Source organism: Deltaproteobacteria bacterium (assembly GCA_016875395.1).
Taxonomy (GTDB): domain Bacteria; phylum Myxococcota_A; class UBA9160; order UBA9160; family UBA6930; genus VGRF01.
This window is the reverse complement of record VGRF01000001.1, coordinates 229,704-243,608: the sequence shown is the minus strand read 5'-3', so window position 1 is coordinate 243,608 and position 13,905 is coordinate 229,704. Positions and strand designations below refer to the sequence as shown.

Here is a 13,905-nt window from a genome sequence, read left to right as displayed (position 1 = left end):
AGACGCGCGGGAGAATGCTCATGCCGAAGAAGTCGCCGCGGAAACCCACTGGCCGGCTCGCAGACAAGGTCGCCCTCATCACGGGCGGCGCGAGCGGCATGGGCCGCGCGACCGCGCTGCGCTTTCTCGAAGAGGGCGCGTGCGTCGTGATCGCGGACATGAACGAGGGCACGGGCAAGGAGACGCTCGAGCTCGCGGCGAAGCTCGGCGCGGCGAAGCGGATCACGTTCGTGCGCACGAACGTCGCGGATGAAGACGATGTCGCCGCCGCCGTCGAGCGCGCGCTCGAGTTCGGCGGGCTCGACTGCATGTTCAACAACGCCGGCATCGGCGGCGCGCTCGGCAGCCTGCTCGACACCGAAGTCGACGACTGGGATGCGACCTGCGCGGTGCTGCTGCGCGGCGTCTTCCTCGGCATCAAGCACGCGGGCCGCGCGATGAAGGCGACCGGGCTCGGCGGCTCGATCATCAACACCGCGTCGGTCGCGGGCCTTTCCGGCGGCGCCGGCCCCGCTTGTTATTCCGCCTGCAAGGCCGCCGTGATCAACTTGTCGCGCGCGGCCGCGCTCGAGCTCGCGCCGCTGCGCGTCCGTGTCAACGCGATCTGCCCCGGCGGCATCCTCACTCCGCTCATCCACCGCGGCGACGAGGAGAGCGCGAAGACCCGCCTCGAGCGCTTTCAGCCGTGGCCGGCGCACGGCCGCGGTGAGCACATCGCGAACGCCGCGCTCTTCCTCGCGAGCGACGAGAGCGAGTTCGTGACGGGCGAAGCGCTGGTCGTCGACGGCGGCCTCACCGCCGCGGGCCCGTCGCTCGTGCGCCGCCGCAAGCCGACTGCGCGCGACGACATCGCGCAGCACTTCGACTTCGTCGGACTCGATTGGGGCAGCACCGGAAAGGCCGCCGTGGTGCGCAAGCTCGCGCCGAAGGGGTGAACGCGTGAGCGCACGCGACTTCGCGTCGGGATTGATCGCAGCCGTCGGACTCTACGTTTCGCTGGACGCGCTTCTCGAGTTCGTCGGGGTGTTGTCGCAACTGCTGGCGGATTCGGAGGATGACCTCGACTTGCGCAGGCTGGCGTGGCCGATCGCTCCGCTCGCGGGCGCTCTTTTTCTCGGAGGGCTGACGTTTGTCGGCGCACGGCGGCTGGCGAGTTTCGCGCGCGGCGCGCCCGCTGAACCGAGCCTCCAACACGATGACGCCGATCCGGCGCGGCTCGCGCTCGTGGGCGTGGGCGCCTACTTCGCGGTGAGCGGCATCGCGTGGGGCGTTCCCGAGGCGATTTCGAGTCTCGCGATCGACCCTGAAAACTGGCGCGACCCCACGATCTGGGCGTACGGGCTGATGGCCCTCCTCGGAACTGCGCTCTGCCTCGGCGCCCCGGGCATTGCAGGCGGAATCGCAGCGCTCCGACGGCTCGGCCGCGCTCGGCACTAGCTCGCCTCGATCGCGTGCTCGCTCGCGAGCTGCTCCGCCTCTGCGAGCCAACTCGCTCGGAGCGCATCGGGCGCGAGCTCCGCCTCGCGCGCGAACTCGCGCTCTAGCGCAGCGGCGACTTCGCTCCGCGTGACGCCGGGCGCCTCGTCCTCGACCGCGCCCGTCGTCTCGGGCCTCCACGCGACGCCCATCGCGTCGTAGACCGGCACCAGCACGTCGCGCACGCGCGCCGCGTGCCGCACGACGATCACGCCACCCACGTGCGCCGCGTTCTTCACGAGCCGCTGGCCCACGCCCATCAGCTTCACCGCGCCGCGCGCGTTGACGCTGTGATCGCCGGGGCAGTACTCGCCCGGCACCGCGCCGACGCGCGCGTCGACCCCTAATGACTCGAGCGCCCGAGCGACCGCCGCCGCGATCCAGTCGAAGCGCTTCGCGATCGACCCGCGCGGCTCGGGATCGGGAATGCACCAAGCGAACGCAACCGTCTCCGCGTGAAACACCGCCGCGCGCCCGCCCGCGAGGCGCAGCACAGCCTCCCAGCCCTGCCCGCGCGCCGCAGCCACCGCTTCGCGAAAACCGGGGCGCGCGCGATCGAGCACCGAGAACGCGACGACGTCGGGCGGCACGTGGAGGCGCAGTGACTCGCGCGCCTCGCCGCGCGCCGCGGCGTGCAGCAGCGCGCGCGACACGCCCGTGTCGAACGCGGGGCGATCGGCAAACGACTCGGTGTAGAGCGAGATCACGCGAGACAAGGCAGCGGCTCCGGAGAGCGGCAGGCTAGGCGAGCTGCGGGTGAGACGATCCGGCCGGGCCGATTTGTCGCACGGCGGGCGATACCGTCGTGCGCCGCGCCGTCGCGCACGAAGGAGAAGCCGCGCATGGGACCGCTCGCAGGGATTCGCGTCGTCGAGCTCGGGGTGTGGATCGCGGGGCCCGCGGCGGGCGGCATCCTCGCGGACTGGGGCGCCGACGTCGTGAAGATCGAACCGCCGGGCCTCGGCGATCCTGCGCGGCTGTTCCAGTTCATGCTCGGCGGCGATCTCCCCTTCAACCCGCCGTTCGAGATGGACAACCGCAGCAAGCGCTCGATCGGCATCGACCTCGCGCGCGCCGAGGGCCGCGCGCTCGCCGAAGAGCTGATCGCGCGCGCCGACGTGTTCGTCACGAACGTGCGGCCCGCGGCGCTCGCGCGGCTCGGCCTCGACGCCGCGGCGCTGTGCGCGAAACACCCGCGGCTCGTCTACGGCCTCATCACGGGCTACGGCACCGAGGGTCCGGAGAAGGACAAAGCCGCGTACGACATCAGCGGCTTCTGGGCGCGCTCGGGCATCGCGCACATGCTCACGCAGCCGGGCTCGCACCCGCCGTTTCAGCGCGGCGGCATGGGCGACCACGGCACGGGCATGGTGCTCGCAGGCGCGATCTGCGCGGCGCTCGTGTCGCGCGCGCAGAGCGGCAAGGGCCAACTCGTCAGCACGTCGCTCTTGCGGCAGGGCATGTACACGCTCTCGTTCGACCTCGCGACGGCGCTGCGCCTCGGCACCGGCCTCGCGGTGGCGCGCCGCAAGTCGATGGGCAACCCCTGCATCAACAACTACCAGGCCAAGGACGGGAAGTGGTTCTGGGTCGTGGGACTCGAGGCCGACCGCCACTGGCCGCCGCTGTGCCGCGCCGCGGGCCACCCCGAGTGGATCGACGACGCGCGCTTCGCGACGCCGCGCGATCGCGCCAAGAACGCAGAGGTGTTGATCGCGCTGCTCGACGCCGAGTTCGCGAAGCGAACGCGCGCGGAGTGGGCAGAGATCTTCGACGCCATCGAGGACATGTGGTGGGCGCCGGTGCAGGACCTCGAGGAGGTGATCGCCGATGCGCAGGCGCGCGCCGCCGGCGGCTTCGTGGAGGTGCCCGACGACGGCACGACGACGACCTTCCCGGCGACGCCTGCCGACTTCGCGGGCACGCCGTGGTCGCCGCGCTGGATGGCGCCAACGCGCGGCCAACACAGCGACGAGGTGCTGCGCGAGCTGGGCAAGGGCGACGCGCAGCTGGCGGCGCTGCGGGCGAGCGGCGCGGTGGTGTGAGGGCACACTCGCGGGGCGAATCGCCAACTTGGCGTCAGACGCCGGATCCTCGATTCCTCCTCGCTACACGAGCTCGATCGCGCCCGCTCCCGTTACGACGCGTCCGATCGCGTCCGCTTCCGTGTCGCCTGCGTCGCGAAGTGCTGCGATCGCGTCGGCGGCGCGCTCGGGTTTCACCGCGAACAGCAGCCCGCCGCTCGTCTGCGGGTCGCACAGCAGCGCGTGGGCGATCGCGTCGCCGCCGAGCAGCGGCGGCGCGGCCTCCGCCGCCTGCGCGGCGTAGGTGCTGCGCATGCCGCGCGCGAGCAGCTCGCGTGCGCCTGGCAGCGCGGGCAGCGCTTTTGCGTCGAGCTGCGCTGCGATGCCGGCGCCGCTCGCGGCGAGCATCTCGCCGAGGTGGCCCGCGAGGCCGAAGCCCGAGATGTCCGTGCACGCGCGCGCGAAGCGGCGCGCGACCCACGCTGCGGCTGCGTTCGGGCGCAGCATCGAGGCATGCGCGGCCTGCACCCAAGCGCCGCGCGCGAGCCCGCGCATGTCGGCCGCGAGCACGATCCCGGTGCCGAGCGGCTTCGTCAGCACGAGCAGGTCGCCCGGCTCGAGGCCGGCCTTCGTGAGCGGCGTCTCGCCGTCCGCGAGATCCCCTAACACCGCGAGGCCGACGGCGAGCTCGGGACCGAGCGTCGAGTGCCCCCCGATCAGCGACACGCCGAGCTCGTCGAGCCCCGCGCGCACGCCCCCTAACACCTCGCCGAGCGCGCGCTCACTGCCGCCTTCGGGCACCGTCACCCAGCACAGCGCGTGCCGCGGTGTGCCGCCCTTCGCGTACACGTCCGAGACCGCGTTCAGCGCCGCGACGCGGCCGACGAGCCACGCGTCCTGCGAGAACGCGCGAAAGCCGTCCACCGTGACCACGAGCGTGTCGCCGCGCGCGGTGCGCACGGCCGCGGCGTCGTCGCGCGCATCCAGGCCGAGCAGCACGCGCGCATCCGGCGGTGCGGGCGGCAGCGCCGCGAGCATCTCCGCGAGACCGCGCACGGACACCTTCGCCGCGCAGCCGCCGCACTGCATCGCCTCGCTCTCGGGCATCGGCGGGAACTCGAGCGTCGGCGCGCCGTCCGCCCCTAACACCTGGAAGCGGCGCATGAAGCGGCGGTCGATCGCGTCCTTGAGCCGCCATACGCGTTTGCCCGCGAACGCCGTGCCCCACTTGCCGCCGAGTGCGCGGCGTTCGCCGAGGTTCAGCAGCGCGAGAAAGTCCCGCTGCGGCCGGTACTCGCGCAGCGGCTCGCGGCTCAGCGCGAGGCGCAGGTTGTCGGCGAGCACGGGCCCCTCGCGCACGGCGTAGACGCCCGCTTTCGGCAGCCACGGCGCGCTCGCGAGCGAAGCGCAGTCGCCCACCGCAAACAGCCCGTCGTACCCATCGACCTGCAGCGTGTCCCTCACGCGCACGAAGCCGCGCTCGTCCGTGGGCAGCGCGCTCGCCGTAACGACAGGCACCGGTGCCGCGCCGGTCGCCCAGATCGCGAGGTCACACGCGATCTCGTCGCCACTCTCGAGTTCGATGCCGGCTTCGCTCACGCACGCGACGCGCATGCCGACCCGCAGCGCGATGCCGCGCCGCGCCGCCTCCGCGAGCGCGCGGCGCCGCAGCGCCCCCGACGCGCCGGGCAACACCTCCGCGCCGTCGCTCGCGATCGTGACTTCGGCGCGATTCCCGCCCGCGCGCAGCCGCGCCTCCACCGTGAACGCGAGCTCGACGCCCGCCGCTCCGCCGCCCACGACCACGATGCGAAGCGCCGCCTCGCCGCGCGCTCGTGCGCGCTCGCGCGCACCTGCCAGCGCGCGATCGAGGCGATCCACGAAGTCGCGAATCGGCCGCGTCGCGAGCGCGTGCTCGCGCACGCCGGGCAGCTCGAGCCCGCGCACGCTCGATCCCACGTCGAGGCTCGCGACGTCGTACGCGATCGCGGCGCGTCCCGCGAGCGCGATGCGCTGCGCCTTCGCGTCCACCGCAGTCGCCGCCGCGAGGATCACGCGCGCGCCCGCGCGCCGCGCGAGCGGCACCACGTCGATCTCGCACTCGCTCGCGCCGTAATCACCCGCGACGAGCCCCGGCACCATCCCCGAGTACAGCGCCTCCGCGCGATCGAGGACGACGCTGAGCCGCGCGCCCGCCACCGGCCGCATCGCCCACGCGCGCAGCACCTGCACGTGCGCGTGGCCTCCGCCTATGAGGACGACCTCGGAGGTTGTGCGGGGCTGCCTCACTCGATCGGGGCTCCGAGAGGCCACGCTCTTCCTTGTTTACTACGCATCGGGCTCGAAGACTCGCCCGATGCTGCGCGCTTCGCTTGCGGCCTCGGCCGACGCGCTGGGCAGGAGCGTTCGACTTCGAGGTTCTTCCGGCCTGATCGCGAACGCGGCAATGCAGCGAGGTGACTCCGCGCGTGTCGCCGCCTCGCTGCTTTGCCGCGGCGCGGAAGTGGCGGAGCGGGCTGGATGTCGAGCGCAACTCGGTGTGTGTCGGCCGAGGCCGCAAGCGAAGCGCGCAGCGTTCGGCGGAGTCTGCGGAGCCGAACGCGGAGTAAACAAGGAAGAGAGCGAGCGGCACCCAATCCTTGATCACCCACCAAGCTTGAACATCTCAATGCGCGTAGAGGCACGGTGCCGTGCGAGCTCTGTGCGCTCCTCGGAGTAGCGGTCTTTGCGCGCGCGCCAGGTGCCCGTAATCACTTCGCGCAGCTCGGCGTCGCTGGCGCCGGCGCGGAGCGGGGTCTTGAGGTCGCGGCCGGTGGTCGCGAACAGGCAGGTCACGAGCGAGCCTTCGGCGGAGAGGCGCGCGCGCGTGCAGTCGCCACAGAAGGGCTGCGTGACGGACGAGATCACGCCGATCTCGCCGGCGCCGTCGGCGTAGCGCCAGCGCTTCGCGACTTCGCCCTGATAGTTCGCGCCCGCGGGCTCGAGCGGGGAGCACTCGGCGATGCGCGCCACGATCTCGCGCGCCGGCACCACCTGCGCCATCTCCCAGCCGTTCGCGGTGCCCACGTCCATGTACTCGATGAAGCGCAGGATGTGACCAGTGCCGCGAAAGTGCGCGGCGAGGTCGACGAGCGTGTGGTCGTTCACGCCGCGCTGCACGACGCAGTTGATCTTGATCGGGCCGAGGCCTGCGGCAACCGCCGCGTCGATCCCGCGCAGCACCTTGTCGGGCGCCGACATGCCGCCGCTCATCTTCTTGAACACTTCGGGGTCGTGGCTGTCGAGGCTCACCGTCACGCGGCGCAGCCCCGCGCGCGCGAGCGGCGCGGCGAACTTCTCGAGCAAGTGGCCATTCGTCGTCAGAGCGATGTCGTCGACGCCGGCGATCGCCGCGAGCTGCTCGATCAGCTCGGGCAGGTCTGCGCGCACGAGCGGCTCGCCGCCGGTGATGCGCAGCTTCCGCGTGCCGAGCGAGACGCAGAGGCGCGCGAGCCGCGCGATCTCTTCGTACGTGAGCACTTCTTTGCGCGGAAGGAACTTGAAGCCGGGGCCGAAGGTCTCGGCCGGCATGCAGTACGGGCAGCGGAAGTTGCAGCGATCGGTGACGGAGATGCGCAGGTCGCGCAGCTTCCGGCCGAAAGCGTCGGCGAGCGCGGGAGACTTCTCCGCGCGCTCGCCGATGGAATCATTCGCTGCGGCCACGCCTCGAGCTCCTCGTCAGCGACGCGCGACGCGGCCGGGCGCTTCGCCGCTCGCGCGGCGCAGCGAGCGGGCTAGTCCGCGTAGCCCCACTTCTGTTTGTTCGCCGCCACCTGCTCCGGCGTCGGCTTGCCCTTCTCGATGTGCGTCGGCACCTCGAAGTCGTCTTTGGTCTCGGTGATCGCGGCGTTGAGCTTCACGTCGGCGGTGAAGACGTCCGGCACGCGCTCGTCCTCGAAGATCGCCTCCCACGGGCACTCCGGCTCGCACACGCCGCAGTCGATGCACTCCTCCGGATCGATGAAGAGCTGGTTCGGGAACGAGTCGCGGTCCTCGCCCTTGTATTCGTAGATGCAGTCGACGGGGCAGACCTCGACGCAGGCTTGGTCGACGCAATCGCGGCAGAGGCTCGTAATGACCCAGGGCATCTTTCTTCTTCATCCTCGATGAGTTGGAGGGCCGAACGCGTTGACCGATTGCTAACCCAGGTTCTAGGTTGCGAGCAAGCTGGCAGCGCGCGAACACGAGTGCGCAGCCGCGGCGCGCGGACGGCCGCGGCCACGAGGAGAGATTCATGGCGATCGATGCAGCGACGCGCACGAAGATCCAGAACACGATCGGCTCCGATCGCGTCGTGCTGTTCATGAAGGGCACGCGCGACTTCCCGCAGTGCGGGTTCTCCGCGCGCGTGGTGCAGATGCTCGACCGGCTGGTGCCCGACTACACGACGGTCGACGTGCTCGCGGACCCCGCGATCCGCCAGGGCATCAAGGACTTCTCGAGCTGGCCGACGATTCCGCAGCTCTACGTGGCGGGCGAGTTCATCGGCGGCTGCGACATCGTCACCGAGATGTTCCAGAGCGGCGAGCTGCAAACGCTGATGCGCGAGAAGGTCGCGCAGTAAGCGAGATGGCCGCCGCGAATCCTCACGTCATCGACGTCACCGACGCGACCTTCGAGCGCGAGGTGCTCGATCGCTCGCGCGAAGTGCCCGTCGTCGTCGACTTCTGGGCGCCGTGGTGCGGCCCGTGCCGCACGCTCGGGCCGATCCTCGAGCGCCAAGCCGTGCAGCAGAACGGCGCATTCGTGCTCGCAAAGATCAACGTCGACGAGAACCCGCAGATCGCGGCCGCCGCGCAGGCGCGCAGCATTCCCCTCGTGATCGCCTTCCGGGACGGCCAGGCGCGCAGCCAGTTCGTGGGAGCGCAGCCCGAGAGCGAAGTGAAGCGCTTTCTCGCGGCGATCCTGCCGACGCAGGCCGATCGGCTCGCGAAGGAAGGCGGAGAGATGTTATTGGCCGGCCACGCGAATGCGGCCGAGGAGCGCTTCCGCGGCGCGCTGAAGGAAGATGCGCGGCACCCGATCGCGCTGGTCGGGCTCGCGCGCGTGCTCGGCGAGCGCGGCGCCACGGAAGAAGCGCTCGCGCTGCTCGAGCGCGTCGTGGGCGCGCCCGCCGTGGAGCAGGAAGCGGAGCGCCTCGCCGCGGAGCTGCGCACGCGCGCCGCCGCGCCGTCGGACACGGGAGATCTCGCCGCGCTCGAAGCGAAGGCGCGCGCGAACCCGAACGACCTCGGGGCCCGCATCGAGTACGGGCGCGCGCTCGCCGCCGCGCGCCGCTACGAGGCCGCGCTCGCCGAGCTGCTCGCGTGCGTAGAGGCTGACGCGCACTTCCAGGAAGACGCCGCGCGCAAGGCGATGCTAGACGTGTTCGGCGTGCTCGGCGGCGAGCACGATCTCACGCAGGAGTACCGCAGCCTGCTCGCGCGAGTGCTGTTCCGGTAGGGCCTCGCCAAGAGACCGCGTGATCCGCGCGCCCGTTCAGGTGACAATGCAGCGCCCGATCGCGGCTCGTGAAGTGCCAGCGATCCAGCGCCGAGGAAGCGGCGCAGATCGCGCGCAGCGAGCCGAAGGCGAGCGGAGATTCGGAAGGGCCAGCCTTGCGCGGCTTCATCGTTCAGCCGACCTACCGCGTTCGCGAAGGCGTCGCGGTCGTGCAGCTGTACGGGCGCGCGGAGAGCGGCGACGCGTTTCTCGTCGAGGACGACCGCGTGCGCCCGTACTTCTTCGCCTCGCCTGCGGCGGCGAACGCGGCGCGCCTCGCGGGCGGCGCGGTGAGCGAATGCGCGCTGCGCACGCTCGCGGGCGACCCGGTCGTGCGCGTCGAAGCGAGCCTGCCCGGCGCGGTGCCGGCGCTGCGCGAGGCCGTGCAGCGAGCGGGCGGCGTCGCTTACGAGGCGGACCTGCGCTTCGCCTACCGGTTCCTGATCGACCGCGGCATCCGCGCAACGTGCGAGATCACGGGCCGCGGCGTGCAGCGCCCCGACGGCGTCGTCGTGTTCACGAATCCGGAGCTCGCGCCCTCGCCTGCGCCGCGGGTCGCGCTGCGCACGCTCTCGCTCGATCTCGAGACGACGCCCGACGCGAGCCGCATCTTCGCCGCGGCGATCGCGGGCTGTGGCGTGGAGGAGGTGCATCTCGTGGCCGCGCGCGCGGTGCCCGGCGCGATCGTGCACCCCGAGGAGCCTGCGCTGCTCTCGGCCTTGGTCGCGCGCGTGCGCGCCCTCGATCCCGACGTGTTGTTAGGCTGGAACGTGGTCGACTTCGACCTGCGCGTGCTGCTCGCGCGCTGCACCGCGCTGCGCATCCCGTGCGCGATCGGGCGCACGCGCGAGCCGCCGCGGCTGATCGTCGACCAGGGGCCGTTCGCGCAGTCGCGCGCGGAGGTGCCGGGGCGCATGGTGCTCGACGGCATCCCGCTCGTGCGCGACGCGCTGAAGCTGCCGGATTACCGGCTCGAGACCGTGGCGCGCTCCGTGCTCGGGCGTGGCAAGAAGATCGATCAGGAAGTGCCCGACGCGGCGGCCGAGATCCTGCGCCTCTGGCGCGAGGAGCCCGAGGCGCTCGCGGCCTACAACCTCGAAGACGCGCGGCTCGTGCCGGAGATTCTCGCGCGCGAAGGCCTGCTCGATCTCGCGATCTCGCGCTCGCGCCTCACCGGCATGCAGCTCGATCGCGTCGGCGCGAGCATCGCGTCGTTCGACGCGCTCTATCTGCCCGAGCTTCGCCGGCGCGGCTTCGTCGCGCCGAGCGTCCTCGAGCGCGCGCCGGTCGCGGTCGCGGGCGGCGCCCTGATCGACTCGACGCCGGGCTTCCACAAGCGCGTCGCCGTGTTCGACTTCAAGAGCCTCTACCCGAGCCTGATCCGCACGTTCGGCCTCGATCCGCTGGCGCACGCGCGCGCGGGCGACGACGCGATCACGGCGCCGAACGGCGCACGCTTCTCGCGCAGCGAGTCGATCCTGCCCGCGGCGCTCGGCGAGCTCGCGTCGCAGCGCGAGGCGGCGAAGGCGCGCGGCGACCGCCACGCCGATCAGGCGATCAAGATCCTGATGAACGCGATGTTCGGCGTGCTCGGCGCCACCGCGTGCCGCTTCTTCGACCCGGACATCGCGAACGCCATCACGAGCTTCGGACAGCAGACGCTGCGCTGGACGAAGGAGGCGTTCGAGGCGCGCGGCGTCGCCGTGCTGTACGGCGACACCGACTCCGTGTTCGTGCAGCTCCGCGCGCACGACGACGCCGAGTCGTTACGGGTGGACGTGGAGCGCGCGATCGCAGAGCGCGTGCGGCGCGAGTACGACGCCCTGCCCCGGCTCGTGCTCGAGCTGGAGGAGATCTTCGATCGGCTCTGGCTGCCGCGCGTGCGCGGCGGGCGGGCGGGGAGCAAGAAGCGCTACGCGGGCTTCAGCGCCGGGAAGCTTCACGTGATCGGGCTCGAAGCCGTGCGCAGCGACTACCCCGAGGTCGTGCAGCGCCTGCAGCACGGCATGCTGGAGCGCGTGTTCGCCGACGAGGATCCCGCGCCCTTCGTGCGCGAGCTCGTCGCGAGCGTGCGCAGCGGCGCGCTCGACGCGGAGCTCGTCACCACGAAGCGCATCCGCAAGGGCGGGCTCGATCGCTACAGCGCGAACGCGCCGCACGTGCAGGCCGCGCGCAAGCTGGGCGGCAAGCCTGGGCGTTCGATCCGCTACGTGATCACCGCGACCGGCGCCGAGCCCGCGTTGTTGGGGCGCCCGCTGCCGCCGCGCATCGACCGCGAGCACTACGTGCAGAAAGTGCTGCGCCCCGTCGCCGAGAGCATGTTCGAAGATCTCGGGACGAGCTTCGACGCCGCGCTCGGCGCGCCGCAGCAGCTCTCGCTGCTCTAGAACCCATCTCTCGCGAGACGCAGGGGCGCTGAAGCGCGCGGTGCTACGCCTCCGAGCGGAGGTTCCCCCCATGAGCGTCCGCGCCCGCGTCGTCGTGCTTCCGAAGAACCCCGGCCCGCTCGAGCTGCACGAGCTGCGCCTGCCCGATCCGAGCCCGCATCAGGTCGTGGTGAAGCAGTTCGCGAGCGGCGTGTGCCACAGCCAGCTCCACCAGATGCACTCGCCGCGCGAGGCGCCGGTGGTCCTCGGGCACGAGTCGACCGGCGTCGTGCTCGCGGCGGGGAGCAAGGTGACCCACGTGCGCGAGGGCGACCTCGTGTTCGTGACGTGGGTTCCCCGTAACAAGCCGCAGAACCCGCGCTTCGCCGAGCCCGCGACGCTTCCGCTCGCGGACGGCTCGCTCGCGCAGTCGCAGAACGTCTACACCTGGGCGGATCACACCGTCGCCGACGAGCAATACGTGGTGAAAGTGCGCGCCGACGCGCCGCGCGACGTGACGGCGATCATCGGCTGCGCGGTGATGACGGGCGCCGGCGCGGTGATGAACACGGCCGCGGTGAAGCGCGGCGAGAGCGTCGCGATCTTCGGCGCGGGCGGCGTCGGGCTCAGCGCCGTCGCCGCGGCGCGCGAAGCCGGCGCCGATCCGCTGATCGTCGTCGACCTCGACGATGAGAAGCTCGCGTTCGCGCGCAAGTTCGGCGCGAGCGTGACGATCAACGCCGCGCGCGTGGACGCGGTCGCCGAGATTAACCGGCTCACGCAGCGCAAGAACGAGCTCACGATGTTCGGCACGCCCGTGTCGGGCGTCGATCACGCGTTCGACTGCATCGGCGTCGTGAAGACCATGCAGCAGATTCTGATGGCGTGTCGCAGCGGCAGCTTCGGCTGGAAGAGCGGCGGCACGGCGGTGCTGGTGGGCGTGCCGACGCAGGAGCTCACGCTTCCGCCGATCGAGATCCTGCTGCACGAGAAGAAGTACATCGGCAGCATCGGCGGCTCGTGCGTGCCCGATCGCGACTTCCCGGTCTTCCTCGACTGGCACGCGTCGAAGAAGCTCGACCTCGATGCGCTCGTCACCGCGCGCTTCCCGATCGAAAAGATCAACGAGGCGACACACGCGCTCGAGTCGGGTCAGATCTTCGGGCGCGCGATCCTGACGTTCTGATCGGGCCGTTCGCCTTCGCTCGCTAGCGCGCGCGCGGGATCACCTCGACGAGCGAGAGCTCGCCGGGCACGCCGACGCGCAGCGGGAAGCCGTAGAAGCCCGTGCCGCGGTGTACGTAGAGGCGGCTCGCGCCGAGCGCGAAGAGGCCTTGGTCGGGCCAGCGCGAGCGCGAGAGCACGGTCCAGTCGAAGCCGAACGAGACGAGGCCGAGCTGGCCGCCGTGCGTGTGACCGGAGAGCGTGAGGTCGACCTCGCCCGGCGTGACGCTGCGGAAGCCGAGCGGGTCGTGCAGCAGGAACAAGCGGAAATGCCCCGCCCGCCGCGGGAAGCGCTTCAGCAGCGCGGGAATGCGCTCCTCGCGCTCCTCCCAGTAGTGATCGGCGCCGACGATCTGCACCGGCCCGGCCGGCGTCTCCGTAACAACTTCGTCGTCCACCAGCAGCGTGATGCCGGTGGCCGCGAGCGCCTCGCGCACTTCCTCGGGCGCCTCGTGGTCGTGGTTGCCGAAGATCGCGAAGCAGCGCCCGCGCAGCTTGGTGAGCGGTGAGAGCGCGCGGGCGAGCGCGCCGGGCGTGCCGTTGCTCTCCATCGTGAGGAAGTCGCCGGTGAGCAGCACGAGGTCTGGCTCGTGCGCGGCAAGCTCCTCGATGCGGCGCTCGAGGCGATGTACCGGCTGCCACGGGCCGATGTGCGGGTCGGTGATCTGCACGATGCGCAGCGGGCGCGGATTGTGCGCCTCGAACGCAGAGCTTCGTCGCTCGACGGGAACGCGCTGCAGAGCGGCCGGCTCGCCGCCCTGCGCGAGGTCGATGCGCACGAACTCGCGCCGCGCGCCGAACGAGGTCGCGAGCGCGTGCACGATCGCGAGCACGGGCAGCCAGTCCGCGTAGGCGAGGGCCGCGAGCGCGCCGTGCGCGTCCGCCAGCCCTAACAAGCCGCGCACGGGCGCGAGCGCGAGCAGGAACGGCAGCGCGAGCGCGCCGAGCGCGAGCATCGTCATGCCCGGCACGCTCATCGCGTAGCGCACCCAGCGCTGCCGCAGCCGCGCGCGCACCAGCGACGCCATGTGCAGGCCCGTCGCGGCGATGCCGTACACGAACGCCCAGCCCACGAGCGGCCCGAAGCGCGGCCCCGACAGCTCGATCAGCCGGAGCGCGAGGATCACGCCCGCCGGAAACGAGAGCGTGACGAGCACCAGCGCGAACAGCGCGTACGTGCGCCCACGGGCCTTCGCGGCGAAGAGCGGCACGCCCACGCCGATCGCGGCAGCGAGCGAGGGCAACAGAGCGTCGGGCGGCGCGAACATGGGCGTCGCAAGGTAGGCGACGCGCGC

General features: G+C 71.8%; 12 protein-coding genes. 7 read left to right on the top strand and 5 right to left on the bottom strand.

From position 1 onward, the window contains the following. Positions 1-20: 20 nt before the first annotated feature. Positions 21-935, top strand: coding sequence for an SDR family oxidoreductase (locus FJ091_01265; GenBank protein ID MBM4381973.1), 915 nt, complete (start codon positions 21-23; stop codon positions 933-935). Positions 936-939: 4 nt separating this feature from the next. Continuing rightward, positions 940-1,437 (top strand): hypothetical protein, encoded by a 498-nt coding sequence (locus FJ091_01260; GenBank protein ID MBM4381972.1) that lies wholly within the window; start codon positions 940-942, stop codon positions 1,435-1,437. Here the strand turns inward: FJ091_01260 and FJ091_01255 are convergent. Then, positions 1,434-2,192 carry a lipoate--protein ligase family protein gene (locus FJ091_01255; GenBank protein ID MBM4381971.1) on the bottom strand — a complete coding sequence of 253 codons (759 nt, stop codon included), beginning with the start codon at positions 2,190-2,192 and terminating at the stop codon, positions 1,434-1,436. The genes FJ091_01260 and FJ091_01255 overlap by 4 nt on opposite strands. 126 nt (positions 2,193-2,318) lie before the next feature. On the opposite strand from FJ091_01255, the gene FJ091_01250 reads away from it, so the two are divergent. After that, positions 2,319-3,521: a CoA transferase gene (locus FJ091_01250; protein ID MBM4381970.1), complete on the top strand. Its 1,203-nt coding sequence runs from the start codon at positions 2,319-2,321 to the stop codon at positions 3,519-3,521. A 63-nt stretch (positions 3,522-3,584) separates the two neighbouring features. Here FJ091_01250 and selD read toward each other — a convergent pair whose 3' ends face one another. The 3 genes from selD to FJ091_01235 all read right to left on the bottom strand — a co-directional run bounded on the left by selD (position 3,585) and on the right by FJ091_01235 (position 7,627). Next, on the bottom strand, positions 3,585-5,732 hold the full coding sequence (selD, locus tag FJ091_01245) for a selenide, water dikinase SelD (protein MBM4381969.1): 2,148 nt from the start codon (positions 5,730-5,732) through the stop codon (positions 3,585-3,587). A 411-nt stretch (positions 5,733-6,143) separates the two neighbouring features. Next, positions 6,144-7,181 (bottom strand): GTP 3',8-cyclase MoaA, encoded by a 1,038-nt coding sequence (moaA, locus tag FJ091_01240; protein ID MBM4381968.1) that lies wholly within the window; start codon positions 7,179-7,181, stop codon positions 6,144-6,146. Positions 7,182-7,273: 92 nt separating this feature from the next. Further along, positions 7,274-7,627, bottom strand: a complete 354-nt coding sequence (locus FJ091_01235) for a 4Fe-4S binding protein (protein MBM4381967.1) — start codon at positions 7,625-7,627, stop codon at positions 7,274-7,276. Positions 7,628-7,773: 146 nt separating this feature from the next. Here FJ091_01235 and grxD point away from each other — a divergent pair, with 146 nt between their 5' ends. From grxD to FJ091_01215, 4 genes are all read left to right on the top strand, one after another. Continuing rightward, positions 7,774-8,103 carry a Grx4 family monothiol glutaredoxin gene (gene grxD, locus FJ091_01230; protein MBM4381966.1) on the top strand — a complete coding sequence of 110 codons (330 nt, stop codon included), beginning with the start codon at positions 7,774-7,776 and terminating at the stop codon, positions 8,101-8,103. A gap of 5 nt (positions 8,104-8,108) precedes the next feature. Continuing rightward, a complete protein-coding gene (gene trxA, locus FJ091_01225) occupies positions 8,109-8,981 on the top strand; it encodes a thioredoxin (GenBank protein MBM4381965.1) in 873 nt (290 codons plus the stop codon). Between the two features lie 68 nt (positions 8,982-9,049). Next, a complete protein-coding gene (locus FJ091_01220) occupies positions 9,050-11,407 on the top strand; it encodes a DNA polymerase II (protein MBM4381964.1) in 2,358 nt (785 codons plus the stop codon). A gap of 70 nt (positions 11,408-11,477) precedes the next feature. Then, a complete protein-coding gene (locus tag FJ091_01215; GenBank protein ID MBM4381963.1) occupies positions 11,478-12,572 on the top strand; it encodes a zinc-binding dehydrogenase in 1,095 nt (364 codons plus the stop codon). 22 nt (positions 12,573-12,594) lie between these two features. Here FJ091_01215 and FJ091_01210 read toward each other — a convergent pair whose 3' ends face one another. Beyond that, entirely contained in the window at positions 12,595-13,878 is a 1,284-nt protein-coding gene (locus tag FJ091_01210; protein MBM4381962.1) for a metallophosphoesterase, read from the bottom strand. Between the last annotated feature and the right edge of the window lie 27 nt (positions 13,879-13,905).